Annotated in this window: 23 protein-coding genes; 7 read left to right on the top strand and 16 right to left on the bottom strand. The window is 62.7% G+C overall.

The genetic code is table 11. The features are described 5' to 3' along the window. Positions 1–23: 23 nt before the first annotated feature. The 12 genes from I2H36_RS00660 to I2H36_RS00605 all read right to left on the bottom strand — a co-directional run bounded on the left by I2H36_RS00660 (position 24) and on the right by I2H36_RS00605 (position 12,500). A complete protein-coding gene (locus I2H36_RS00660) occupies positions 24–1,898 on the bottom strand; it encodes an ABC transporter ATP-binding protein (protein WP_196261965.1) in 1,875 nt (624 codons plus the stop codon). 169 nt (positions 1,899–2,067) lie between these two features. After that, positions 2,068–3,333 (bottom strand): aminopeptidase, encoded by a 1,266-nt coding sequence (locus tag I2H36_RS00655; protein ID WP_196261964.1) that lies wholly within the window; start codon positions 3,331–3,333, stop codon positions 2,068–2,070. Positions 3,334–3,416: 83 nt separating this feature from the next. Further along, a complete protein-coding gene (modC, locus tag I2H36_RS00650; protein WP_196261963.1) occupies positions 3,417–4,523 on the bottom strand; it encodes a molybdenum ABC transporter ATP-binding protein in 1,107 nt (368 codons plus the stop codon). Next, entirely contained in the window at positions 4,523–5,215 is a 693-nt protein-coding gene (modB, locus tag I2H36_RS00645) for a molybdate ABC transporter permease subunit (protein WP_196261962.1), read from the bottom strand. Before modB ends, modC begins: the two co-directional genes overlap by 1 nt. Then, entirely contained in the window at positions 5,215–6,003 is a 789-nt protein-coding gene (modA, locus tag I2H36_RS00640; RefSeq protein ID WP_196262568.1) for a molybdate ABC transporter substrate-binding protein, read from the bottom strand. Before modA ends, modB begins: the two co-directional genes overlap by 1 nt. A gap of 97 nt (positions 6,004–6,100) precedes the next feature. Then, positions 6,101–6,745 (bottom strand): protein-methionine-sulfoxide reductase heme-binding subunit MsrQ, encoded by a 645-nt coding sequence (gene msrQ, locus I2H36_RS00635; RefSeq protein ID WP_196261961.1) that lies wholly within the window; start codon positions 6,743–6,745, stop codon positions 6,101–6,103. Beyond that, the gene (msrP, locus tag I2H36_RS00630; protein ID WP_210330879.1) at positions 6,745–7,713 is read right to left on the bottom strand and encodes a protein-methionine-sulfoxide reductase catalytic subunit MsrP; all 969 of its coding nucleotides are present in this window, start codon (positions 7,711–7,713) and stop codon (positions 6,745–6,747) included. Before msrP ends, msrQ begins: the two co-directional genes overlap by 1 nt. 71 nt (positions 7,714–7,784) lie before the next feature. After that, a complete protein-coding gene (locus I2H36_RS00625) occupies positions 7,785–8,453 on the bottom strand; it encodes an N-acetylmannosamine-6-phosphate 2-epimerase (RefSeq protein ID WP_196261959.1) in 669 nt (222 codons plus the stop codon). A 1-nt stretch (position 8,454) separates the two neighbouring features. Further along, complete coding sequence (locus I2H36_RS00620) at positions 8,455–9,309, bottom strand: carbohydrate ABC transporter permease (RefSeq protein ID WP_196261958.1); 855 nt, start codon at positions 9,307–9,309, stop codon at positions 8,455–8,457. Next, positions 9,306–10,244 (bottom strand): carbohydrate ABC transporter permease, encoded by a 939-nt coding sequence (locus I2H36_RS00615; protein WP_246718586.1) that lies wholly within the window; start codon positions 10,242–10,244, stop codon positions 9,306–9,308. The genes I2H36_RS00620 and I2H36_RS00615 overlap by 4 nt, the downstream gene beginning before the upstream one ends. A 57-nt stretch (positions 10,245–10,301) precedes the next feature. Beyond that, positions 10,302–11,552, bottom strand: a complete 1,251-nt coding sequence (locus I2H36_RS00610) for an extracellular solute-binding protein (protein WP_196261957.1) — start codon at positions 11,550–11,552, stop codon at positions 10,302–10,304. 78 nt (positions 11,553–11,630) lie between these two features. Then, complete coding sequence (locus tag I2H36_RS00605) at positions 11,631–12,500, bottom strand: hypothetical protein (RefSeq protein WP_210330878.1); 870 nt, start codon at positions 12,498–12,500, stop codon at positions 11,631–11,633. Between the two features lie 169 nt (positions 12,501–12,669). On the opposite strand from I2H36_RS00605, the gene I2H36_RS00600 reads away from it, so the two are divergent. The 3 genes from I2H36_RS00600 (at position 12,670) to I2H36_RS00590 (ending at position 16,356) form a co-directional block, all read left to right on the top strand. Next, the gene (locus tag I2H36_RS00600) at positions 12,670–12,987 is read left to right on the top strand and encodes a hypothetical protein (protein WP_196261955.1); all 318 of its coding nucleotides are present in this window, start codon (positions 12,670–12,672) and stop codon (positions 12,985–12,987) included. Between the two features lie 54 nt (positions 12,988–13,041). Further along, positions 13,042–14,922 carry a DEAD/DEAH box helicase gene (locus I2H36_RS00595; protein WP_196262566.1) on the top strand — a complete coding sequence of 627 codons (1,881 nt, stop codon included), beginning with the start codon at positions 13,042–13,044 and terminating at the stop codon, positions 14,920–14,922. A 285-nt stretch (positions 14,923–15,207) separates the two neighbouring features. Further along, positions 15,208–16,356: an extracellular catalytic domain type 1 short-chain-length polyhydroxyalkanoate depolymerase gene (locus tag I2H36_RS00590; protein WP_246718585.1), complete on the top strand. Its 1,149-nt coding sequence runs from the start codon at positions 15,208–15,210 to the stop codon at positions 16,354–16,356. A gap of 68 nt (positions 16,357–16,424) precedes the next feature. On the opposite strand, the gene I2H36_RS00585 is transcribed toward I2H36_RS00590, so the two are convergent. Continuing rightward, positions 16,425–17,243 carry a DUF1194 domain-containing protein gene (locus tag I2H36_RS00585; protein ID WP_196261953.1) on the bottom strand — a complete coding sequence of 273 codons (819 nt, stop codon included), beginning with the start codon at positions 17,241–17,243 and terminating at the stop codon, positions 16,425–16,427. 291 nt (positions 17,244–17,534) lie between these two features. On the opposite strand from I2H36_RS00585, the gene I2H36_RS00580 reads away from it, so the two are divergent. After that, the gene (locus tag I2H36_RS00580) at positions 17,535–17,774 is read left to right on the top strand and encodes a hypothetical protein (RefSeq protein ID WP_183447719.1); all 240 of its coding nucleotides are present in this window, start codon (positions 17,535–17,537) and stop codon (positions 17,772–17,774) included. A gap of 30 nt (positions 17,775–17,804) precedes the next feature. Here I2H36_RS00580 and I2H36_RS00575 read toward each other — a convergent pair whose 3' ends face one another. Both I2H36_RS00575 and I2H36_RS00570 read right to left on the bottom strand, forming a co-directional pair. After that, positions 17,805–18,554, bottom strand: coding sequence for an extensin-like domain-containing protein (locus tag I2H36_RS00575; protein WP_210330877.1), 750 nt, complete (start codon positions 18,552–18,554; stop codon positions 17,805–17,807). Between the two features lie 201 nt (positions 18,555–18,755). After that, entirely contained in the window at positions 18,756–19,232 is a 477-nt protein-coding gene (locus tag I2H36_RS00570) for an HU family DNA-binding protein (protein ID WP_196261952.1), read from the bottom strand. Between the two features lie 419 nt (positions 19,233–19,651). On the opposite strand from I2H36_RS00570, the gene I2H36_RS00565 reads away from it, so the two are divergent. The 3 genes from I2H36_RS00565 (at position 19,652) to I2H36_RS00555 (ending at position 23,094) form a co-directional block, all read left to right on the top strand. Continuing rightward, positions 19,652–20,554: a sugar kinase gene (locus tag I2H36_RS00565; RefSeq protein ID WP_196261951.1), complete on the top strand. Its 903-nt coding sequence runs from the start codon at positions 19,652–19,654 to the stop codon at positions 20,552–20,554. A gap of 24 nt (positions 20,555–20,578) precedes the next feature. Next, positions 20,579–21,244 carry a bifunctional 4-hydroxy-2-oxoglutarate aldolase/2-dehydro-3-deoxy-phosphogluconate aldolase gene (gene eda / locus I2H36_RS00560; protein ID WP_196261950.1) on the top strand — a complete coding sequence of 222 codons (666 nt, stop codon included), beginning with the start codon at positions 20,579–20,581 and terminating at the stop codon, positions 21,242–21,244. A gap of 209 nt (positions 21,245–21,453) precedes the next feature. After that, on the top strand, positions 21,454–23,094 hold the full coding sequence (locus tag I2H36_RS00555; protein ID WP_196261949.1) for an AMP-binding protein: 1,641 nt from the start codon (positions 21,454–21,456) through the stop codon (positions 23,092–23,094). Between the two features lie 4 nt (positions 23,095–23,098). Here the strand turns inward: I2H36_RS00555 and I2H36_RS00550 are convergent, their stop codons facing one another. Continuing rightward, entirely contained in the window at positions 23,099–23,899 is an 801-nt protein-coding gene (locus I2H36_RS00550) for an enoyl-CoA hydratase (RefSeq protein WP_196261948.1), read from the bottom strand. Between the last annotated feature and the right edge of the window lie 22 nt (positions 23,900–23,921).

Genomic DNA, 23,921 nt, shown 5'->3' with positions numbered 1-23,921 from the left:
TTGTCTCCCTCTGGAAAGTCTTTTTACGCTGCGCCACGAAGCGAATCCGCCTCGATGGCAACCCAATGTCCCGGCGCGACCTCGCGCATGCGATGAATGGCGGGCTCTTGCCCGACCGGGCGAACAGGACTTGGAATCTCACCCTCGATCCGCACGCTCGCCCGCTCGCGCTGTGGATCGGCAATCGGCACCGCGGCCAGCAGCTTGCGGGTATAGGAATGCTGCGGGTTCTCGAAGATCGCCTGCCGCGACCCGAGCTCGACGATCTGGCCGAGATACATCACGGCGACGCGATGGCTGATCTTTTCCACCACGGCCATGTCGTGGGTGATGAAGAGATAGGACAGCTTTCGCTTCTCCTGCAGCTCCATGAGAAGATTGACGATCTGCGCCTGGATCGACACGTCGAGGGCGGACACGGATTCATCCGCGATCACGAGCTTCGGATTGCTGGCGAGCGCCCGCGCGATGCAGATGCGCTGCCGCTGTCCACCGGAGAATTCATGCGGGTAGCGCTTCGCATGCTGTGGTAGCAAGCCGACCTGATCCAGGAGTTCATGTACGCGCCGCTCGCGCGCCTTGCGGTCATTGATCAGGCCATGGACGATGATCGGCTCAGCGATGCTGTAGCCCACCGAATGGCGCGGATCGAGGGAGGCGAAGGGATCCTGGAAGATATACTGGATCTCCTGCCGCAACCGTCGCCGATCGGCCGGGCTCATGGCCCCCATATCGCGCCCGTCGAAGCGCACCGTGCCGCCCGTGGGCTCGACGAGCTGCTGCAGCGTGCGCCCGATGGTGGACTTGCCGCTTCCGGATTCGCCCACCAGCGCCAGCGTCTCGCCGGGATAGATGTCGAAGCTCACCTCCTCGACCGCATGGACGCGGTGCGTGACGCGGCCGAAGAAAGTTTTTCCTACGTCGAAGCGCGTGGTGAGCTTGTCGACCTGGAGAACGGGCTTGGTGTAATCGGCCGTGTTCTGCTCGTGCGTGTCCCCCACAGGCTTGGCCACGTTGCCATCCATCACCATGACAGGCGTGCGCTTCGGCAGCGGCTGGCCCTTGAGGCTTCCTAAGCGCGGGACGGCGGAGAGAAGCGCTTTTGTGTAGGGATGCTGTGGAGAAGCGAAGACGTCGCGCACCGGCGCTTGCTCCACCTTCTCGCCCTTCCACATCACCACCACATCGTCGGCCATCTCGGCCACCACGCCCATGTCGTGCGTGATGAAGATGACGGCGGTGCCCATCTCCTGTTGCAGGTCGCGGATGATGTTGAGGATCTGTGCCTGGATGGTCACGTCGAGCGCCGTCGTCGGCTCGTCGGCGATGAGCAGCTTCGGGTTGCAGGCAAGCGCCATGGCGATCATCACGCGCTGGCGCATGCCGCCGGAGAGTTGGTGCGGATAGCGGTCGAGGAGTCTGTCAGCATCCGGCAGGCGCACCTTTTGCAGCAGGTCCCTTGCGCGCAGCCGCGCCTCGCGCCCCTTCAGGCCCTGGTGCAGGATCAGCGTCTCGGAAATCTGGTTGCCGATGGTGAAGACCGGATTGAGCGACGTCATCGGCTCCTGGAAGATCATCGCGATATCGTTGCCGCGAATCTCCCGGAGCCTGGCGTCGGAGGCCTGAACCAGATCGATGGCCTCGCCGCCATCGGGGCGGAACAGCACCTGTCCGCTGGTGATACGCCCGCCCGTGTAATCCGTCAGGCGCATGATCGCGAGCGAAGTGACGGACTTGCCCGACCCCGATTCACCGACGACCGCTAGGGTCCTGCCCGGCTGCACGTCGAAACTAACGTCCTTGACGGCCTTGAAGGTTCCCTGCCCCGTGCCGAACTCCACCGACAGGGAGCGGACCGACAGGAGGGCTTCAGATTGACGATTGGGTGTGTCCGACATCCATCCACGCTCTTGAGACAGCACCGGCCCGACAACCAATCGGACCAGCACCTCTTTGATACCTGTTATCCATCACAGCCACGATGCCGCTACGTCAAGCACCGTTTGCGTCAGATCAGGCAATCATCTGGATCATAGATCCAGCACAGGGCGAAGCGCGAGTCCTTTGTTACGATGTCACCCATTCGCCGCCACGCATGAGCGGCTCCGCCCTGCCGTCCTGTGTGATACCATCCACATCCACCTCATCGGAGCCGATCATCCAGTCGATATGGATGAGGCTTTTGTTGGAGCCGCGGGACGTCAGCTCGTCCTCGCTCATTGCGCCACCGCCCCGGATGCACTTGCTGTAGGCCTGGCCGAGGGCAATGTGGCTGGAGGCGTTCTCGTCGAACAGGGTGTTGAAGAACAATAGACCGCTCTGCGAGATCGGCGAGGAATAGGGCACCAGGGCCACCTCGCCGAGGCGGCGGGCGCCTTCGTCCGTATCGAGCACCTTGTTCAGCACGGCCTCGCCCGTGCGCGCCCTGCTCTCCACGATCCGCCCGCCCTCGAACCGCACCTGGATGTCCTGGATCAGGGTGCCGTTATAGGAGAGCGGCTTGGTGCTCGTCACCGTTCCGTCCACCCGGTCCTTGTGCGGCGTGGTGAACACCTCCTCGGTCGGAATATTGGCGTTGCAGACGATGCCGTTCTTCGCCGTCGTGGAACCGCCGTTCCACTCATGCCCATCCGCGAGACCGACGCGCAGATCCGTGCCGGGGCCGCGGAAATGGAGCGCGGCATAGTTCTTCTCATTCAGCATCCGCGTGCGGGTCTGCAGGGCCGTGTTGTGCTTTTCCCAGGCGGCGATGGGATCGGGCGTGTCGACGCGCGACGCCGAGAAGATCGCCTGCCACAGCTTGGCCAGCGCCACCTCGTCCGTATCCTCCGGGAACACTGTCTTGGCCCAGGCCGGTGTCGCGGCAGACACGATGGTCCAGTTGATGTCGAAGCCCGCGATCATGTTGAGGGCAGGCATATAAGCCTTCGAGCGGGCCCGGTTGGCACGGGAGACCTTGTCCGGATTCTCCTTGGCGAGGAGCGACGGATCCTCGCCCACGATGGCAAGCCGGGCGGCGCCCTTCTTGTAGGCCTCCGTCATGCCCTCGTAGAGCCAGGCCGGAGCCGTGTCGAAGCCCTCATCCCGCCCATGGCGGAAGCGCATCAGTGTGCTCTCCTCGTCGGAAAAGATCGTGGTCACGAGGGAGGCACCAGCCTTATAGGCATGCTCCGTGATGCGCCGCACGAGGGCGATCGCCTCGAGCGGCGCCGTCAGGACCAGCTCTTGCCCCGGCTTCAGCCCAAGCCCGACCCGAATGGCGACCTCTGCCAGACGGTCGAGAGACTGGGCATGGGAGGCCGCATTGGGCAGATTCCGGACTTGTTCGTTCATGATCCTGGTCTCTCAAGACTGAAAAAGATGGTTGGAGAGGCTACACGGCCCTGCTGCTCATGCAACCTCGACGGGCTCGGCTCTCAAATATTCTCCTGCCCCGCGACGCCAAGGGCCTCCGGGTCGAAGGCGATGCTCTTAATGATGGCATGGACCGGAAGACCGGGCTTGAGGCCAAGCTCCTCCACTGACTTGCGGGTCACGCGGGCCACAACAGGGTCGCCGCCGCAATCGAGCTGCACGTCCATGCTCGCACCCTCGGCATCGCCAATCGAGGAAATGAATGCGGGCAGCACGTTGAGGGCGCTCAGGCCATGAGGCGGCGCCAGCGACAGGATGATGTCGCGGGCGCGCAGACGCACGCGCAGGATCGTGCCGATGGGATGAGGAAGACGCGGGACGCTCAAGGCGCCGGCCCTGGCCTGCAGCACGGTCAGGTCATAAGCCGCATTATGGCCCGACACCTGTGCCTCGATCAGCGCACCGGCCTCCGTGAGACCGCTCTGCGCGAAGTAATTCGTGTGCCGCAGGACTTCGGCAGCCGGACCGGAGGCCACCACCTTCCCCTCGGAGAGAACCACGACGGAGGTTGCAAGTCGCGCGATCTCGGCGACGGAATGGCTGACAAGGACGATGGGAACGCCACCCTCATCGCGCAGGCGTTCGATATAAGGATAGATCTCGCTTTTTCGCGCCTCGTCCAGTGACGCGAGCGGCTCGTCCATCAAGAGGAGCTGCGGATCGGCCAGCAGCGCACGGCCGATGGCCACGCGCTGCTTCTCGCCGCCGGACAATGTCGACGGGCGGCGGTCGAGGAGATGGGTGATGCCAAGAAGATCCACCACATGATCGAAGCTCGCCTTCCGCTCACCGCTCGGTGTGAACCACCGGCCGAAGAGCAGGTTGTGGCGCACGTTGAGATGCGGGAAGAGACGCCCCTCCTGGAAGACGTAGCCGATGCGCCGCTTGTGCTTGGGCACGACGATGTTTGTCTTCGTATCAACGAGCTCCCGACCCTGCACCACGATGCGAGCATGATCCGGCTGCACGAGACCACCGATGGCATTCACGATGGTCGTCTTGCCGGAGCCTGACGGACCATAGAGCGCAGTGAGTTTCCCATCCGATTGAAAGCGCACCTCAAGCGAAAAGCCGCCCTGCCGGTGATAGATGTCAACGTCGAGGATCATCAGGCTTGCACCCGGCGACGCACACGCCGCGCCAGCCATTCAGAGAGCCACAGCGCGGCGATGGAAATGATAATCGATACGAGGGTGAGTCGCATTGCGCCACCCTCGCCTCCCGGCACCTGCGTGTAGGCATAGATCGCCGACGGAATGGTCTGCGTCTCGCCGGGAATGCTGGACACGAAGGTAATCGTCGCGCCGAATTCGCCCATCGCCTTGGCGAAGGACAGCACCATGCCGGCGATGATACCGGGCAGGATGAGAGGCAGCGTCACAACGCCGAACACCCAGACGGGATGGGCGCCGAGCGTGCCAGCCGCATCCTCGAGCTTGCGATCGACGGACGCGATGGAGAGACGGATGGCACGCACCAGCAGCGGAAAGCCCATGATCGCGCAGGCGAGCGCAGCACCCGTCCAGCGAAACGAGAACACGATGCCGAATTGCTCAGCGAGAAAGGCCCCAATGGGGCCACGGCGCCCGAAGCCGATGAGCAGAAACCAGCCGACGACGACAGGCGGCAATACAAGCGGCAGATGCACGACCACGTCGAGCGCCTGTCGCCCCCAGAAACGCCTGCGCTCCAGCAGGAACGCGATGGCAATGCCGGGGATGAGGCTTGCCGCCATCGCCACGGAGGCGACCTTCAGGCTGAGGCGAACCGCCGTCCACTCTTCCGGAGACAGCCCCTCCATCAGGAGCCCGACCCCGCCCTGCTCAACATCGTGAAGCCCTGCTTCTCGAAAATGGGCTTCACCTTGTCCGAGCGCATGAAGGCCAGGAACGCTACGGCTTCGGGATTAGCCGAGTCCTTCGTCAATGCGACCGGGTAGACGATCGGCCGATGGCTGCTCTCGGGAAAGGTCGCAACGATCGTCACGTTCGGATCGGACACCGCATCCGTCTTGTAGACGATGCCGAGGGGCGCCTCGCCTCGGGAGACGAGCACGAGCGCGGCGCGCACGTTCTCCGTCTGGGCGATCCTATCTTTCACACCCGCCCAGGCGCCGAGATGTTCGAGCGCCGCCTTGCCGTATTTGCCGGCCGGCACTGCGTTCACATGGCCCATGGCCAGGCGATCGCTGCCGAGGATCGAAGCAAGATCAACGCCGGGCCTGAGGTCGATCCGCGCCTGGGATCCCTTCGGGGCAATGAGCACGAGGGAGTTGCCGAGAAGGCTGACACGGCTTTCCGTCTTGATGAGACTTTTAGCGGCCGCATAGTCCATCCAATCGAGATCGGCGGAAAAGAACAGGTCGGCCGGGGCTCCTACCTCGATCTGCTTGGCGAGCGCGTTGCTGGCGGCATAGGACACCACGACTCGCCTGCCGCTGTTATCGCGCATCCAGGCGGCGGCAGCATCGTCGAGCGCGTTCTTCAGGCTGGCAGCAGCGAAGACCACCACGTCCCTGCTCTGGGCCAAAGCTCCTGCCGGCAGAGCAAGACCCGCCCACAAAAGCCCCCCCAGGAGCACCCGCACCATTGCGCGGGTGACGAAATCTCTTCGATGGGTGGTCCGGCTGTTCAAGGATGAGACCCTAATGCTAACCCCTTGCATCCTAGCCAAGTGGGCTTGCTCTTCAAGCAGCGCGCCGCCGGGGCGAAGGCTTCTTCACCAGGGAGCGAACCAGCCGGTAGCCGAGCAGAACGGCCACGATGGCCGCATAGACCAGAGGCTCGGTCGGCCAGGACTTAACCACCAGGATGAAGTGCAGTGCCGCACCGATGGCCGCTACATAGACGAGCTTATGCAGCCTGGCCCAGGCCTGCCCGCCCATGCGCCGGATCGCGGCGTTGTTGGAGGTCACGGCCAGCGGCACGAGGATGACGAAGGTCGCCATGCCGATGGTGATATAAGGCCGCTTGAGGATGTCGGCCACGATGGCCGCCACGTCGAGGCCCTGATCGAGCACCAGATAGGTGATGAGGTGAAGAGCGGCGTAATAGAAGGCCAACAATCCGATGGCCCGGCGGTAGCGCAGCAGGTTGACGTTGAAAAGCTGCCGCAGCGGCGTGATCGCCAGCGTCGCAATGAGGAAGCGCAGCGCCCAGAGGCCGAGCGCCTGCTCCAGATATCTCATGGGATCGGCGCCGAGCTGATCGGTGATGCCGGCATAGAACAGCCATACGGCCGGAATGAAGCCGACGATGTAGACGAGGATCTTCGGCACCTGAGGCAGAACGAAGCCCTTGGCGGCGCCGGGCGCGGAGACTCGTCCCGCCATCAGTAGAGCTTCCGCAGGTCCATGCCGGTATAGAGGCTCGCCACCTGCTCGGCATAGCCGTTGAACATCAGCGTCGGACGGCGCTTCACGAACAGACCGCCCTCGCCGATGCGCCGCTCGGTCGCCTGGCTCCATCGCGGATGGTCGACGCTCGGGTTAACATTTGCGTAGAAGCCGTACTCGCTCGGTGCCTGCTTGTTCCAGGAGGTTGCCGGCTGCTTGTCGACGAAGCTGATGCGGGTGATCGACTTGATGCCCTTGAAGCCGTATTTCCACGGCACCACGAGGCGGATGGGCGCACCATTCTGGTTCGGCAGCGTCTCGCCGTAGAGCCCAACCGCCAGGATGGCCAGCGGATTCATGGCCTCGTCCAGGCGAAGGCCCTCCACGTAAGGCCATTCGAGCACCGGGAAGACAGTGTCCATGCCCGGCATCTCCTCGGGCCGGTAAGCCGTCTCGAAGGCCACGTATTTCGCGCTCCCTAAGGGCTCCACGCGCTTGATGAGATCCGCGAGCGGAAAGCCGACCCAGGGGATCACCATGGACCAGCCCTCGACGCAGCGCATGCGGTAGATGCGCTCCTCCAGGGTCGAGGACTTGATGAGGTCCTCGATGGCAAACTCGGCCGGCTTGCCGACCATGCCGTCGACCTTGACAGCCCAGGGCGAAGTCTTGAGAGACTTGGCCTTGGCGGCCGGATCGTCCTTGCCGGTGCCGAACTCATAGAAGTTGTTGTAGCTCGTCACGTCCTCCCGGCTCGTCAGCTTCTCGTCGGTCGAGAACGGGCTCTTCACCGCCGACAGCGGCGCAGCCGAGAGGCCACCCGGCAGCGACGCCGCAAAGGCAAGCCCGGCCGCGCCACTCATCCACTGGCGGCGATTGAGGTAGACCTCCCGGGGCGTGATCTCGGAAGGCAGGATATCGGAAGGGCGGCGGATCAGCACGGCATCACCTCGGTTGAAACCCATTGTGGATGGGTACACCCGAGAACGCCAGAGGTGCTCTCACGTTTCCGTTACAAACTTGCCTTAAGGGCCCTTCAGGAAACAGCCCGAACAAACTTTCTCGTGATCTCGCGCGGATTGGTGATCGCGGTGCCCACCACGACCGCATGGGCTCCGCGCCTGAAAGCCTCTGCGACGAGATCAGGAGTGTCGAAGCGCCCTTCGGCAACGATGGGAACCGGAACTTCGGCCACGAGGGCCGACAGAAGCTCCAAATCGGGACCCTCGGTTCTGCCGGAGGCCGTCCCCTCCGTGTAGCCGGAGAGCGTCGTCGCGACATAAGTGGCACCAGCCGCATGGGCGGCCCGCCCTTCCTCCAGGGTGGCGATATCGGCGAAGACCTCCTTGCCAAGCTCAGAGCGAATGCGCCCGATCAGGCGCTCCACCGGTTCGCCGTCGCGCGGGCGCGGCGTGGCATCGAGGCCGATGATGTCGGCGCCGCCTCTGGCGATCTCGGCTGCCTGCGCGAAGCCTGGCGTGATGTAGACCGGGAAGCGGTCGTCCCACACCTTCGCAATGCCGATGATCGGGAGCGCCGTCACGGCGCGGATCGCTGCAATGTCATCTGCGCCGTTGGCGCGAATGCCCCGGGCGCCGCCCGCCTCGGCTGCCTGCGCCATGGCGGCCATATAGACCGGCCCGTGCAGCGGGTTGTCGGCGCGGGCCTGGCAGGAGACGACGAGCGCGCCCTTCGGGATCAGCATGCTACTTCACCGCGCCCGCCGTCATGCCTTGGATGAACTGGCGCGACAGGGCAATGTAGAGAAGCGTGATGGGCGCCGCCGCGATGGTGAGGCCGGCAAACAGCATGCCCCAGTCGGTGGTGTATTCGCCCATGAAGGTGGTGAGCCCCTGCGGCAGGGTTTTTCGCGCGTCGGTCTGGATGAAGACGAGCGGAAAGAAGAAGTCATTCCAGATCGGGACCGCGTTCTGGATCGCGGCAATCGCCATGGGCGGGCGGGCCAGCGGCAGCATCACCGACCACATGATGCGCGGCTCGGACGCGCCGTCGATGCGAGCAGCATCCTCAAGCTCCGACGGCAACGTGCGCAGGAAGCCCGCCATGATGAACACGGCCGACGGCAGGCCGATGGCCGTGTAGGTGACGATCAGGCTCCAGCGGCTGTCGAGCAGGCCGAGGTCGCGCAGCAGGATGAAGAGAGGAATGACCGCCAGCTTCAGGGGCAGCATCAGACCCGCGAGGAAGAACAGCAGGATGAAGGTGTTCGTGCGCGACTCGTAGCGCGCCACCGCATATCCCGCCATGGTACCGAGCACGAGGATCAGTATGACCGATGTGCCCGTGACCAGGATCGAGTTCATGAAGTAGGTCGGCATCGCGGTTTCGCTGAGCACCTTGGCGAAGTTTCCGACTTGCGTGAAGTCTGGCAGCGCGAAGGGATGCTCGAAGATCTCGCCCGTGGTCTTGAAGGCGGAGAGCACCATCACCACGACCGGATAGAGCATGATGAAGGAATTGGCGATCAGGATGACCTGCGCGAGCAGCGCGAAGGAGATCGGCTGGCGCGCCGCGGGCGCCTGAGATGTAAGGGCGGTCAAAACTGGATCTCCCGACGGCGCAGCCACAGGGTCAGCATGGACGCGAAGACGACGATGAAGAGGAAGAGCAGCGTGGCGAGCGCGGAGCCCATGCCGAAGTTCTGGATGCTGGCGCTCTGGTTGCCAAAGGCTGTGCGGTAGAAGACGAGGCCGAGCACGTCGGTGGTGCCGAAGGGCGACCCGTCGAGGCCCACCATCACATACGGAATCTCGAACCAGTTGAACGCGCCGATGAAGAGCAGCGTGAACAGGATGGTGGTGCTCGGCGCCACCAGGGGCCATACGATATTCTTCAAGAGCTGCCATTCACTGGTGCCGTCGAGCCGCGCCGCCTCGATGATCTCAGGCGGAATGCGCTGCATGCCGGCGAGATAGACCAGCGTCGGAAAGCCCACGAAATGCCAAGCATTGGCCAGGATCAGCGCGCCGAGCGCCGTCGATGAATCGCCGAGCCAGGGCTTGGCTAAAGCATCGAGGCCAAGGGAATAGAGCGCCTGATTGATGATGCCGAAGTTCGGATTGAGGAAGAGCTTCCAGAGGAAGCCCACGATGATGGTTGAGAGCACCACCGGGACGAACACGGCGATCCGGTGGAAACGGAAGCCGAAGGGCTCCTTGTAGAGCAGCCAGGCGAGGAGGAACCCGCCGCCGTTCTGGATGATCATCAGGGCGATCAGCGCATAGACATTGTGCAGGAAGGCGTTCCACACCACGGGCGCCATGGTGGCGCCGAACAGCACTTCCTTGAAGTTCCTGAGCCCCACGAACTCGCCGCGCGCCAACCCCTGCCAGTCATAGAAGGCATAGGCGAAGGCCGACAGGATCGGATAAACCACGAAGAGCGACATGAACACGATGGGCGGGACGACGAGGAACGCCACCCATAATTGCCGCTTCAGCGACGGAGCCTGTTTGCGCGAGACGAGCATGGACATCGACAGCTTTCAAAAAGGGCGGCGAGCCCGAGAGCCCGCCGCCCTTGTATCACAGACTTACTTCTGGAAGGGCTTGTAGTAGGTCGCGATGCCCTTGTTGATCTCGGCCGCAGCCTGCTCGGGGGTCTGCTGACCGGCGAGCATCTTCTGCACGTTCGACTGCAGCAGCACCGAGCCGCTCGGCTCCTGATAGCGGAAGCGCACGAGCATCAGGTACGACATGGAGTTCTCGGCGAGCTTCGCCACCTCCTGGGTGATCGCGTCCTCGATCTTGATGCCCTTGATCGGCGACAGGTTCTTGAGCGTATTGGTGAAGGCCGTGCCGTATTCCGGCGTGGCGAGATAGCGCACGAACTTCAGCGCCGCATCCTTCTTCTCGGTCTTGGCGTTCACCGCATAGCCGCCGTCATAATAGGTGGCGATCAGCGCCTGATCGCCCGCCTTCAGGACAGGAGCCGGGAACACGCCGAGATCCAGCGTCGGGTTCTGGTTCTTGAAGTTCGCCACCTCGTAGGAACCGCCCGCGAACATGGCCGCGCGGCCGGCCACGAAAAGCTGCTGCGAGGACGGATAATCGACGCCAGTGAAGTTCGGCGAGAAGTACTGGCCGACGTCCTTCAGCTTGGTGAGCGCGCCGACGAAGCGCGGATCGGTGAAGTTCGCCTTGCCGGCGACGATGTCGGCTTCGAACTGCTTGCCGAGCATCGACGAGAGCAGGCCGCCGACGATGGTCTCGTTCTGCCAGGCGGTGGCCGTGCCGTTGGCGAATGGCGTGATGTTCTTGGCCTTGAGCGCCTGAGCGAGCGTCATCAGCTCGTCCCAGGTCTTGGGCGGGTTGACGCCGTTATCCTTGAAGATCTTCTTGTTGTAGACCACGAGCTGCGCCTGCATGGCGAAGGGAACGGCATAGACCTTGCCGTCGGAGCGCAGCGTCTCGGCGGCGAGCGCCGCTTCCGGGAAGTTCGCCAGCTCCGGCACGTTCTGCGGGTCGAGGGCGAGCAGGTAGCCCGGGGTCGCGACGGTCTCCAGGTTGCCGTAGGCGCGCACCTGGATCACGTCCGGGCCGCGGCCGGCGGCAAGCGCCGTGGAGAGGATTGTCTGGTAGTTCTCAGGCGCATAGGTCTCGAACTTGACCGTGATGCCGGGATTCTTCTCCTGAAACTTCTTGATGGTGTCCTGGTAGAATGCCTTGTCTTCCTGGCGCCAGCTCCAGAAGGTGAGCTCGGTCTGCTGGGCCATGGCGGCGCCGGATGAGAGCAGGAAGCTGCCGGCGGCAGCGCCCATAAGAATGCGTCGGGTCAGTTTCATTGTTGTTTCCCTCATTGTTGAAGTCCTTAGTCCTCCCACCGCAGAGCCCGCTCTTCGAACAAGCCCTGCGGAACTCGTTCAGCGCGATCGCTCGGCTGCAATGACAAGAAAGGTTGCGTCATCGTGGGTCTTAACACGAGGATAGGCGCCTGCCATGAGGTCGCCTCGCTCCCTTTCCCGCAGTTCCTGCATCAGGTCCTGCCCCTTTCCGGCGGCGAGCCGGTCGTAGAGTTCGTGGTCCGAATAGGCTGCGAACACATCCACCAACCGCATGAAGCCGTCGGTGGCGAGCACGATGGGCGCATCCGATCTAACCTGCGCGTCGAACCGCAGCTCCTGGCCAGCCCAGGGCCGGCGCGGGTTCACGACCCAATAGCCGTCCTGTTGGTTGAGCCGGGTACGGTTCTCCAGAATCTGTCGCCTGACGGCTTCGGGGATCTGCCCCGGCTCATGCCCCCGGGCACCAAGAGCCGCCAGTGTCTTCCTCTCGAAGGGCTTCGCCCGCTCGTCGCTCCAGCGGTCGATCCCATGTTCCGAGGGCACGAGCACGACCACATCGCCCAGAAGATGCCCCTGGAGCCTGAGGAGACCGGTGTCGCCCGGCATCAACTCGATCAGGCCGAGACAGGCAGACGGAGCGTGATGGTCGCCGACATCCTGCACATGCGCGGTCTCTTCCCCAAAGGCTGATCGAACATCGCCTTCAAGCTGCCGCAGCACCAGATAGGCGCCTTCCGTTTCGGACAGGGCTGCCAGCCGCTCGTCGATGAAGGCCGCAAGCCACGCGGCATCGCTGCCCCCTGAGGTCAGCTGGTCGTTGGAGAGACCAGTGGCCCCATCAATGACCCAGGCGAAACGGCCGCGCAGACCGGCTCCGTCTTCGTTAAAGCGGGAACCAGTCAGGGAAAGCCGGTCGAGGGACCGGAAGCAGACAGTGGAGCCAGTCACGTTCACAACGTAACTGGTCTCATATTGGTTGCCCCATGTCCATACTGGTCTAAAGGGCTGTTCACACCCTTCCTGAAGGCTCGGAAAAGCTTACCCAGGGTGGGTTTGATCGAATTCCGGGCTTGAGCGTTAGTCACTTGGATCCCATTGCAGTGGCAAAGGATGAGCCATGGTCACCCTGGAAATAGCCGGCAAGGCAGTTGCCGTGACGAATGCCGATGAGGAGCAGGCCCGCGAACTCTTTCTCAGCGAGAGCTTTAAAGATGACCTAAAGTCGTTTAAGAGCGAGAGCCGCTCCCTCTGGGACGGCTCAGCTGCCTTGACGACTCGGCCCGCATCGGAAGACGAGATCGATGCCTTCTATGAGGCCCTGGACGAAGAGGACGAGGTCGACGAAGACGGCGAAGACGATGATGACGACCTCGATATCGATGTCGTGTTCCTGGTGTCCATCGACGAAATAGACGACGCCGCTGCCTCCGGCTGATCATCCTTACCGGAGCCCATGAGGGCTCCTCTTGAAACGGTTCAGCCCATTCTCATGCCTTTTCCCAAGTCCAATCCCAGCCTCGACCGCGCCCTGGCCGACAAAGGCTACAACGACCCGACCCCCGTCCAGGCCGCCGTGCTGCAGCCGGACGCGCTCGACCGGGACCTCCTCGTTTCCGCCCAGACCGGCTCCGGCAAGACGGTCGCCTATGGGCTCGCCATGGCCTCTACCCTGCTGGGCGACGCCGAGCGCTTCGAGGCGCCGCGCGAACCTCTCGCCCTGATCATCGCCCCTACCCGTGAGCTCGCTCTACAGGTCAACCGGGAGCTGATCTGGCTCTATGGTCCGGCCGGAGCCCGCGTGGCGTCCTGCGTGGGCGGCATGGATGTGCGCCGCGAGCAGCGGGCGCTCGCCGATGGCTGCCACATCGTGGTCGGTACGCCTGGCCGCCTGCGCGATCACCTGGAGCGCGGCCGCCTCGACACCTCCAAGATGAGGGTCGTGGTGCTCGACGAAGCCGACGAGATGCTCGATCTCGGCTTCCGCGAGGATCTGGAATTCATTCTCGAAGCAACGCCAGAAGGCCGACGTACCCTCCTGTTCTCCGCGACGCTGCCAAAGAACATTGTCGCCCTGGCGCGGCGCTACCAACGTGATGCGCACCGCATCGACACCCTGGTTCAGAACCAGCCACACGGTGACATCGACTACCGCGCGCTCCGGTGCGCGCCCAATGAGGTCGAGCACGCGGTCGTCAATGTGCTGCGCTTCTATGAAAGCCGCGGCGCCATGGTGTTCTGCCATACCCGCGAGGCCGTGCGACACCTCCATGCGAGCCTGATCGAGCGCGGCTTCTCAGCCGTGTCCCTGTCGGGCGAGCTGACCCAGAGCGAGCGGAGCAACGCCCTGCAGTCACTGCGCGACGGGCGCGCAAGGGTATGCGTAGCCACCGACGTGGCAGCCCGCGGCATCGACCTGCCGGACCTGGGCCTCGTGATCCATTTCGACCTGCCGAACGATCACGAGACCCTCCTGCATCGCAGCGGGCGCACGGGCCGTGCCGGCCGCAAGGGCACCTGCGTCCTTCTCGTGCCCTATACCCGCCGCCGCAAGGCCGAACGGTTGATCGACATGGCCGGGATCGACGTGTCCTGGGCAGGCCCACCGTCTGCGGACGAGATCCGGGTGCGCGACCGGGAACGGCTGATGCAGGATCCGATCTTCGCCGAAGAGGCGACGGAAGAGGATCTGGCCATGGCGCGGGCGCTGCTCGCCGAGCGTTCGGCGGAGGAAATTGCCAACGCCCTGGTGCGTTTCAACCGCTCGCGGTTGCCTGCTCCCGAAGAGATCGTCGATGCGGGCTCGGACCGCGAGCCGCGCCAGCGCAAGGACAAGCGCGAGCGGGGGGAGGAGCGAAGCCGCGGCTTCAATGATCGTGACCGTGGTTCGGAAGGCGGCTTCGAGCGGTCGTCCGAGGACATGGTGTGGTTCCGCATGAGCGTCGGCCGCCGGAACAACGCGGATCCCCGCTGGCTCCTGCCGATCATCTGCCGCCTCGGCCACGTGACGAAGAAGGAGATCGGCTCGATCAAGATCTTCGACCGGGAAACGAAGTTCGAGATCGTGAAGTCGCAGGCCTCGAAATTTGCCGCTGCCGTGCGCAAGACCAACGATGAGGACATCAGCATCGAGCCTGCCGATGCAGGGCCTGGGAAGCCAGGATTCGGCAAGGCTGGCCCCGGCAAGCCCCGCGATGCCAAGCCGTGGAGCGGACCGAAGGGCAATGGGCCGAAGAGCCATGGCCCCAGGGAGCGAGATGCTCATCCTGCCCGCAAGGGACCACCGGCCGGCAAGGGTCCTAAAGACTTCAAAGGTCCAAAGGATTTCAAGAAACCGAAGGACAAAAAGCGCTCGACCGACAAGCGCCCCTGATCAAAAGCAACAGGCCGGGACATGTTCATGTCCCGGCCTGTTGCATTAAAGCTTCGGAGAGAGCCCTCTCCATACGACTTTTACGGCCTGGAGACCATCAGTCCAAAGGTGGCAAGGCATTCGTTTCTGTTGCATCGCACTATAACTATTGTGCATTGCAACATACGCACCATATTGAGCGTTCATTTCAGATCCTCCTTTACCCGGAAGGGCCAAACGATAATGCAACGCTTAGGTCAGATGATTCAGCAGCTGGCGCGTCACCGACGTCAGTGGGAAACCAATATGAAAGCCTCCAATGCAACGGCGGCTTTTTTCGAAAACTCGACCGTAACGAGCCGTCTGACAGAGATTGTCGGCTTCGGGTCCAATCCAGGCAACCTGCGCATGATGACCCATGTGCCGGAATCCATCTCCTCTTCCCCGGCCCTTGTGGTCGTTCTGCATGGCTGCACGCAGACCGCCGCCGGCTACGACCATGGCTCCGGCTGGTCCTCCCTGGCGGACCGCCATGGCTTCGTCGTGCTCTATGCCGAGCAGCAGGATGCGAATAACCCCAAGCGCTGCTTCAACTGGTTCCAAGCCGGAGATATCGAGCGTGACAAGGGCGAAGCCCACTCGATCCGGCAGATGGTGGATCATGCGATCAAGCAACACAACGTGGATCGCAGCCGTGTCTTCGTTACTGGCCTTTCGGCCGGCGGAGCCATGACGGCCACCATGCTCGCCGCCTACCCCGATGTCTTCGCGGCCGGCGCCATCATTGCGGGCCTTCCCTATCGCTGCGCCACCAGCGTTCCCGAGGCTTTCGAATGCATGTTCCAGGGTCAGACCCGATCGGCGCAGGAATGGGGAGGCCTCGTCCGCAACGCTTCATCCCATCAGGGACCATGGCCCAAGGTCTCGGTCTGGCACGGCAGTGCCGATGCCACGGTGAAGCCGATGAATGCCGGCGAGATCGTCAAGCAATGGACGGATGTTCATGGTCTCAAGGCCAGCCCCAGCTTCAGTGAAACCGTCGACGGCTATCCGCGCCGTGTCTGGACCAACTCGTCCGGCGACGACGTGATCGAGGAATATGTCATCACCGGCATGGCGCATGGCACGCCGTTGGCCGTCGGCGACGACGAGAACAGCTATGGTGCGGCCGGCCCGTTCCTGCTGGACGTGGGCATCTCATCAAGCTACCGGATCGCGGAGTTCTGGGGCCTGACCGAGCAGGCGGAGGACGTCCAACGGATCCGTCCCACTACCGAACCCGTTCGGACCGAACTGCCAACGGTGTTCACCGGCGAACGACCAGCAGCCGATGATTGGGCCGCACGAGGTGCTGCACGCAAGCCGCGACAGGATACGCCGAATTCAGGCATGCCGCACATGGATGTTGGCTCGGTGATCACGAAGGCGCTGAGGGCGGCAGGCCTGATGAAATAGGCTGGCTTGCAGAGCCGCGTGAGCGAGGGCCAGGCACCCGCGGGTGCGCCTGGCTCTTTTCACTTGCTCTATGGCTTTCTCTCCTGGCTCAGCAGGTCTTCCTGCTTGCGCTTCTCGCCCGTCACGCAATTCATGATCGACATGCCGGCCTGCGCGGGAATGATGCGAGGGGCTGGCTCATCGACACTTGCGATCTCCCGCATGATCTTCGTGCGGATGACCATGGCGAACTGCTCGGGATCGTGCAGGGGCAGAACGAATGAGCCGGCGCCGCCGATCACGCATTCCTTAAAATAGAGGTCCAGGTCCTGCAGTTCCGTGCTGCCTGAGACTCGCTTGAACATGATCGGCAATCCGTTGATGACGATGCCATCCGCAACAGCCTCATCCCTTGCATAGGTGACGTGGCGGCCGTCGTTGTTGGGACCGTCCCCGGACACGTCGACCACACGGCGGATCGGAATTCCACCCAACTGCTCGAACAGCTTGCGGCTGTGATCGATGATGCCGGAGATCGATGTCATTCCGGCCTGACGAATGGGTTGGTAGGCGAGATGATTGGCGAACGATATCGCCCGCTCGGGACTGTCGATGATGGTCCATGGCACGAGCACGCGCTGATCCTTCACCCCCGACCATTCCACATAAGTGACGGCGATGCGGCCATTCAGGCCCTCTGCGATGGCTTCATGCACGAGAGACGACCGGAACGCCTCCACGAAACCTTCACGCTGCAGGCCCTGCTCCTCACCCTCCATGGACGAGGAGACATCGACCGCAATGACGAGAGCAAGGTCGAGTTCTGCATCGGCATTCATCGGGCCCGCCGCAAGGACTTGACCGGCTAGGAGGAAAAACGCCAGAGCACTCAAGAGCCTGTTCGCCATGACCACCTCCGCTCCCGGCACCTGATCCAGCGACCGGTGCCGAGGCTGCGCTTGGTCAACGCGTCAATCGAGCATTTGATGCGCGGAAAGAGGCATTAATCCTGAGGCCGCGGAAGCCAAATCAAGCCGGCATTGCGTTATTTTTTGCGCATCTACGAAGAAAAATAATCAATAATTACAATAATATAGCTCGAAAAACCCCGACGTAACAAAATCCACTCTCTATACGCAGAGCAGACAGGGATCGGACCCTTCAGTAAGGTTCAGCAACGTTACGCAAGGGGGCAGAAAATGAAACCGGATATGGACCTGATCGGCGCTCTCACCAGCTTCTCCGTCGGCACACTCGATGGCCGGGACGCGATGATGGTGATTGAACTTGCCACCACGCCTGAGGAATATGAGCAGGGCATCCGGCGTCAGATGCCGGTGGCCATGACCCCCGAGCACGCCCGTGAACTCGGCGAAGCGCTCCTTCTGGCGGCCAAGGCGGCTCAGATGGGCGAGGCCCCCAGCTACGCAATGAACTGATCCATTGCCTTTTGAACGATGCGGGACCTGCTACCGGCACGCGCGGTAGGATCCCATATCGAAGTGGAAATGATTGTAGTGAGCCTCGTTGTAGTTGGGGCTGAGCACCACGTCGAAGAAGCGGCAGGCTCCGTCTCTCAGAGTCCTTAGAAACGCCCTCTGGTGTGTATCGCCTCCGGCCCAGTCGCCTTTCACCGTGATCTGCTGCCCGTTGGCAAGAACAAACCCGGCAATATCGATGGCATTGGCGGTGGCATGCTCGCTGCGCCGCCCGCCAGCCCGATGATTGATGTTTCGGCAAGCATACGTGCCAAAATGCATGACGCTCACGATGTTCTGCCCGAGATGCTCCCGTGCAGCCGGAAGCAGCACATGCTGCTCGAACAGAGCCCAGGCGACCGTGAGTGGGCAAGTGGCCGTGAAGCTCCCACTCAACCTGACGGAAGACTGGGATACCTCGACGGCATTCGACAGCCCGCAACCCTCCTCTGAGGCACGATCCGGCACGATTCTGTGTGAAACCTGTGATCCGTCCAGGACAGCCAGACATTGAGCCCCATCGCGCTCGAGACGGGAGAGCTTCCAGCGGGTCAGCCAACTGACGTCATCGGCAATCCGCAACGGCGTGAAGGGATTGAGCCTGTTCGGGATGTCGAGAAAACCGGCCCGGATGTATCCCGAAGCGACAAGGAGTCCCAGCGCGAGCGCAAGCACCAGCCGGACAAGGATGACCCGCATGAGGGTGGAGCGTCGCGGCTGTTGAGAATGATCGTCATGCACGACCCTGTTCTAGGGCTGGTCAGTCAAGGATCCACCTGAACGCCATATGCGATGCGTCCTTTATTGGAGGGCGCATCCAGGGAGGCCATGCTCCTTCAGGCGTGAGCCAACAAAAAAGCAAGGCAGTTTCCCGCCTTGCTTTTGTAGAGACCCGGCGCCTTCTGCGGTTGAAGGCTTTTGCCCTCTGCCGCCTGAGGTCGCTCAGATGGAGTCCTTGAGATCCTTGGCCGCGCGGAAGGCGATCTTCTTCGAGGCCTTGATCTTCACGGGCTCGCCGGTCTGGGGATTGCGGCCCATGCGGGCAGCGCGCTTGCGCACCTGCAGGATGCCGAGGCCGGACAGGCGGATCTTGTCGCCCTTCTTCAGGCTCTTGGCGATCATCTCGACCACCTGGGTCAACATCTCGTTGGCCTGGCGCTTGGGAACCTCATGCATCTCGGAGAGACGATCGGCAATGTTGCGCAGCGTCAGGATCGGGGAAGCGGACGAGGCCGAAGCCTTCGCGGTCTTCTTCACGGATGCCTTCGAGGTCTTGCTTGCAGCCTTGGTCGCAGCCGCTTTGCCGGCAGCCTTGGCGGGCGCCTTTGCGGTCTTCGACGTTGCCTTTGCTGCAGCCTTCGGCGCCGCAGCCTTCTTGGCCGGGGCCTTCTTGGAAACTTTGGTTGCAGTCTTGGCCATCAGGAACTCCTTGTTTTCGACGGTGAATGCATAAGACAGCAGTTCCTCATTAGCGCGTTCAGCCAGGAATTAAAGTGGTAAAGTCCGTTTTACGCACAATAGACAAGGGATACTTGCCCATATCCGCTCAAAGACTGCCTGAATGCTGCCTTTCATTCATAGGCCCCGCTTCGTTGCGCGGCAGATCGCTCTCGACTTTGGATGAGTTCCAGCGAGGCCTACGACTTGCCAGAGAATCAGTGTGAGATCGCGTTAGGCATCGGAGCAAGTTCTTGCCGCCACTATACGGCCTCGGATGTCGTGAACGGCTTGATCCCCTTTCTTCGATGGGCCAGGCGAATGACTGCAATATTCGGATCGACAAAGCGCATCGTCCCATCATATTCCCAAGCGGGATGGAGCAACGCCACGGTGAAAGCATGACACGGGTCGCCTGCATTGGGGAATGCATGATCGAGCTTCGGGAGGAGGCCGATGGTAGGCTGTCCCGCAGCTTCGGCGGGGATACCCTCAACACGGCCGTCTATCTCGCCCGCCTCGGCACACAGGTGGATTACGTCACCGCCCTCGGAGACGACAGCTGGAGCGACGAGCTGATCGCCGCCTGGGCCGCGGAGGGCGTGGGCACGAGCCGCGTACTGCGCTTGCCCGGCCGCCTGCCCGGCCTCTACATCATCCAGACGGATGCCAAAGGCGAACGCCGGTTCTCGTATTGGCGCGAGACCGCGGCCGCCCGCCTACTCTTCCAGGCTCCCGAGGCCCGCACGATCATCGCCTCCCTCGCCGGCGACGACCTGATTTATTTCTCGGGTATCTCGCTATCCCTCTACGGAGATGAAGGACGCAGACGTTTGTTTGAAGCCCTGCGCGAGGTGCGCTCAGCTGGAAAGCGCGTGGCCTTCGACACCAATTTCCGCCCGCGGGGATGGCCCGATCAGGAGATTGCGCGAAAGGCCTTCCGGCAGGCTTTCACATGCGCCGATATCGTTCTCGCCTCGACGGAAGACCTCGATCTCCTGTTTGGAGAAACTGGCGTGAAGGAGTTGCTGGCCTTCTCGGACAGGGCGGAGATCGTCCTCAAATATCCTGACCTGACCTGCCGGGTTGTGTTGCAGGGCCGGGAGATTGTCGTTCCGGGCACACCTGTAGACGACGTGGTCGACACGACCGCAGCCGGCGACAGCTTCGCGGCCGCCTATCTGCACGCACGCCTTTTGGGACAAGGCCCTGAGGAGGCGGCCCAGGCAGGACATCGCCTCGCCGGACAGGTGGTTCGCTATCGCGGTGCGATCATTCCTCGCGATGCCATGCCGAACCCATAACACAAAGCTCAAGGAGATCCTCGGATGACCCAAGATCTGTCAGCTCTCGCTGTTTCCCGCGACCGGCAGCTTGCCGATCTGCTCCGCTCCGGGCCCGTCGTTCCGGTCATCACCCTGGAGCGTGTGGAGGATGCGGTTCCTCTCGCCCAGGCCCTCGTGGCAGGCGGGCTGCGCCTCCTTGAGATCACTTTGCGCACACCGGCAGCCGCCGATGCCGCGGCCGCCATCATTCGGGATGTGCCGGAAGCCATCGTGGGCATCGGCACAGTGTTGACGCCCAAAGACCTGGAGCGGGCTCAAGGTCTCGGTGCCCGCTATGCCCTGAGCCCCGGAGCCACGCCGGACCTGCTCGATGCAGCATCCCGAAGCGAGCTGCCGTTCATCCCCGGCATTGCTACGGCGTCCGAACTGATGATGGCCCTGACCCATGGCTTCAAGACCGTCAAATTCTTCCCCGCCGTTGCAGCAGGCGGCATTCCTGCCTTGAAGGCTCTTGCAGGACCGTTCCCGCAAGCGCGGTTCTGCCCCACGGGCGGCATTGACGAGAAGAACGCCAAGGACTGGCTTGCCTTGCCCAATGTGGTGGCGGTCGGCGGCTCATGGATCTGCTCAACCGCCGACATTCGCGCCCAGGCCTGGGATGTGATCACGGCGAAAGCCCAGAAGGCCGTTGCAGCAGCACAAGCGTGAGCCGCTTGCCTGACATTTGGTAGGATTGTCAGGCCCCTCCCCCGTGGCGATACTCATGTCCAAAGCATCGGACCCAAAAGTGGACTTGCACTTTTGGGGTCGAACTCGATGCTTTCTTCTTGGATGGAGCATCGTGCGGAAAACCGGATCCACTTTTCGCTTGCGCGGCCCGCCGGGTCCGCACGATGCTCTAAGGGGGAGGACCAGACGTGGCTCCGAGCATCTACGACACCGATCTCGACAAGAACCCGGCGAACTACCAGCCGCTGACACCCCTCAGCTTTCTGGAGCGGGCGGCCGGTGTGCATCCGGATCGGATCGCCGTGATCCATGGCCCCCTGAAGCGCACCTACCGCGACCTCTATGCACGCGCACGGCGCCTCGCCTCAGCCTTGGCCCAGCGCGGCATCGGACGAGGCGACACGGTGTCGGTGATGCTGCCGAACACGCCGGCCATGCTCGAATGCCACTACGGCGTGCCGATGGCAGGCGCCGTGCTCAACACCCTCAACACCCGCCTCGACGCGAAGATCATCGCCTTCTGCCTGGAGCACAGCGAGGCCAAGGTTCTGATCACAGATCGGGAATTCTCCGCCACCATCAAAGCCGCCCTTGAGCTGAGCACGAACAAGCCTCTGGTGATCGACTACGATGATCCGGAATTCACCGGTCCAGGCGAGCGCCTCGGCGGCATGGAGTACCAAGAACTCCTGAGCCAGGGCGATCCGAACTTCGCTTGGAGCCCGCCGCAGGACGAGTGGGACGCCATCACCTTGAACTACACCTCCGGCACCACGGGCGATCCGAAGGGCGTCGTCTATCACCATCGCGGCGCCTATCTGCTCGCCATGGGCAACATCATCACGGGCGGCATAGGCCAGCACCCAGTCTATCTCTGGACCCTGCCAATGTTCCACTGCAACGGCTGGTGCTTTCCTTGGTCGCTCTCCATAGTGGCCGGCACTCATGTGTGCCTGCGCGCCGTGCGGGCCAAACCTGTCTACGATGCGCTTGCCGACCACAAGGTCACGCATCTGTGCGGCGCACCCATCGTTATGTCGACATTGCTCAATGCAGCCGACAGCGAGAAACGGCCAGTGCCGCATACGGTGAGGTTCATGACCGCGGCAGCCCCGCCACCGGAGGCGGTGCTCGCCGCCATGAAGACTGCCGGCTTCGACGTCACCCATGTCTACGGCCTGACGGAAGTCTACGGTCCTGCCGTCGTCAACGAGTGGCAGCAGGAGTGGGACGAACTCGATGCAGGCCAGTACGCAGCGAAGAAGGCGCGTCAGGGCGTGCGCTATCCGGTCCTCGAAGCCCTCGATGTGCTCGACCCCGAGACCCTGCATTCCGTTCCGGCGGACGGGCAGACGCTCGGCGAGGTGATGTTCCGCGGCAACGTGGTGATGAAGGGCTACCTCAAGAACCCTGCCGGCACCGCCAAGGCCTTCGAGGGCGGGTGGTTCCATTCCGGCGATCTCGGTGTGAAATATCCGGACGGCTATGTGCAGCTGAAGGACCGGTCGAAGGACATCATCATCTCGGGCGGAGAGAATATTTCATCCATCGAGGTGGAGGATGCGCTCTACAAGCACCCGGCCATTCAGGCGGCCGCTGTCGTAGCCATGCCCGACGAGAAATGGGGCGAGACGCCCTGCGCCTTCGTGGAGCTCAAACCCGACCAATCAGTAACGCCTGAGGACATCATCGCTTGGTGCCGCCAGAACCTCGCGTCCTACAAGTGTCCGCGCACGGTGATCTTCACGGAACTACCCAAGACCTCAACGGGCAAGATCCAGAAGTTCCAGTTGCGCGAGATGGCCCGGGCCTACAAGGCCGCTGGCTGAGGGGTTAGCGCCCCTTCCACACCGGCTTGCGCTTTTCGATGAAGGCATCGATGCCTTCCGCGGCATCTTCGGCCATCATGTTGCAGGCCATGATGTTGCCCGCATAAGCATAAGCCTCCTCCAGCCCCATGGAACGCTGACGGCCGAACATGGCCTTGCCTGTGCGGATGGCCACGGGGCTTTTCGCACAAATGCTTTCCGTCAGTGCTTCAACAGCTTCGTCGAGCTCAGCATCCGGCGCCACGCGGCTGACGAGCCCGAAGGACAGGGCCTCTGCCGATGAGATGAAGCGGCCCGTCACCAGCATATCGAAGGCATGCTTCGGCGAGACGTTGCGCGAGAGGGCCACGGCCGGCGTGGAACAGAAGAGGCCGACATTGATGCCGGAGACCGCGAAGGTCACGCTCTCGGCTGCAACAGCTAGATCGCAGGAGGCCACCAGCTGGCAACCGGCGGCCGTCGCCATGCCATGCACGCGGGCGATCACCGGGACGGGTAGGTTCACGATGGCCTGCATGACCTGGCTGCACTGGGCGAACAGGGCATCGTAATAATCCTGGCGCGGATTGGCGCGCATCTGCTTGAGGTCGTGACCGGCGCAGAAAGCCTTACCCGATGCCGCGATGACGACGCAGCGGACCGCCTCATCCTGCTTCAGGTCATCGAGCGCCTCCTGGAGAGCCGATAGCATCTCCTCGGACAGAGCATTGAACTGGGCCGGACGATTGAGGGTGAGCGTGACGACTCCGCCCTGCTCCTCGCGCAGCAGGATGCTCTCACCGGACAAGGCCTGCTGGGCGCTCATGGATGCTCTCCTTGAAAGTCAG

Source organism: Microvirga terrestris, from assembly GCF_015694425.1.
Lineage (GTDB): Bacteria > Pseudomonadota > Alphaproteobacteria > Rhizobiales > Beijerinckiaceae > Microvirga > Microvirga terrestris.
The sequence above is the reverse complement of the archived record's forward strand: the minus strand, read 5'-3'. Positions and strand labels throughout refer to the sequence as shown.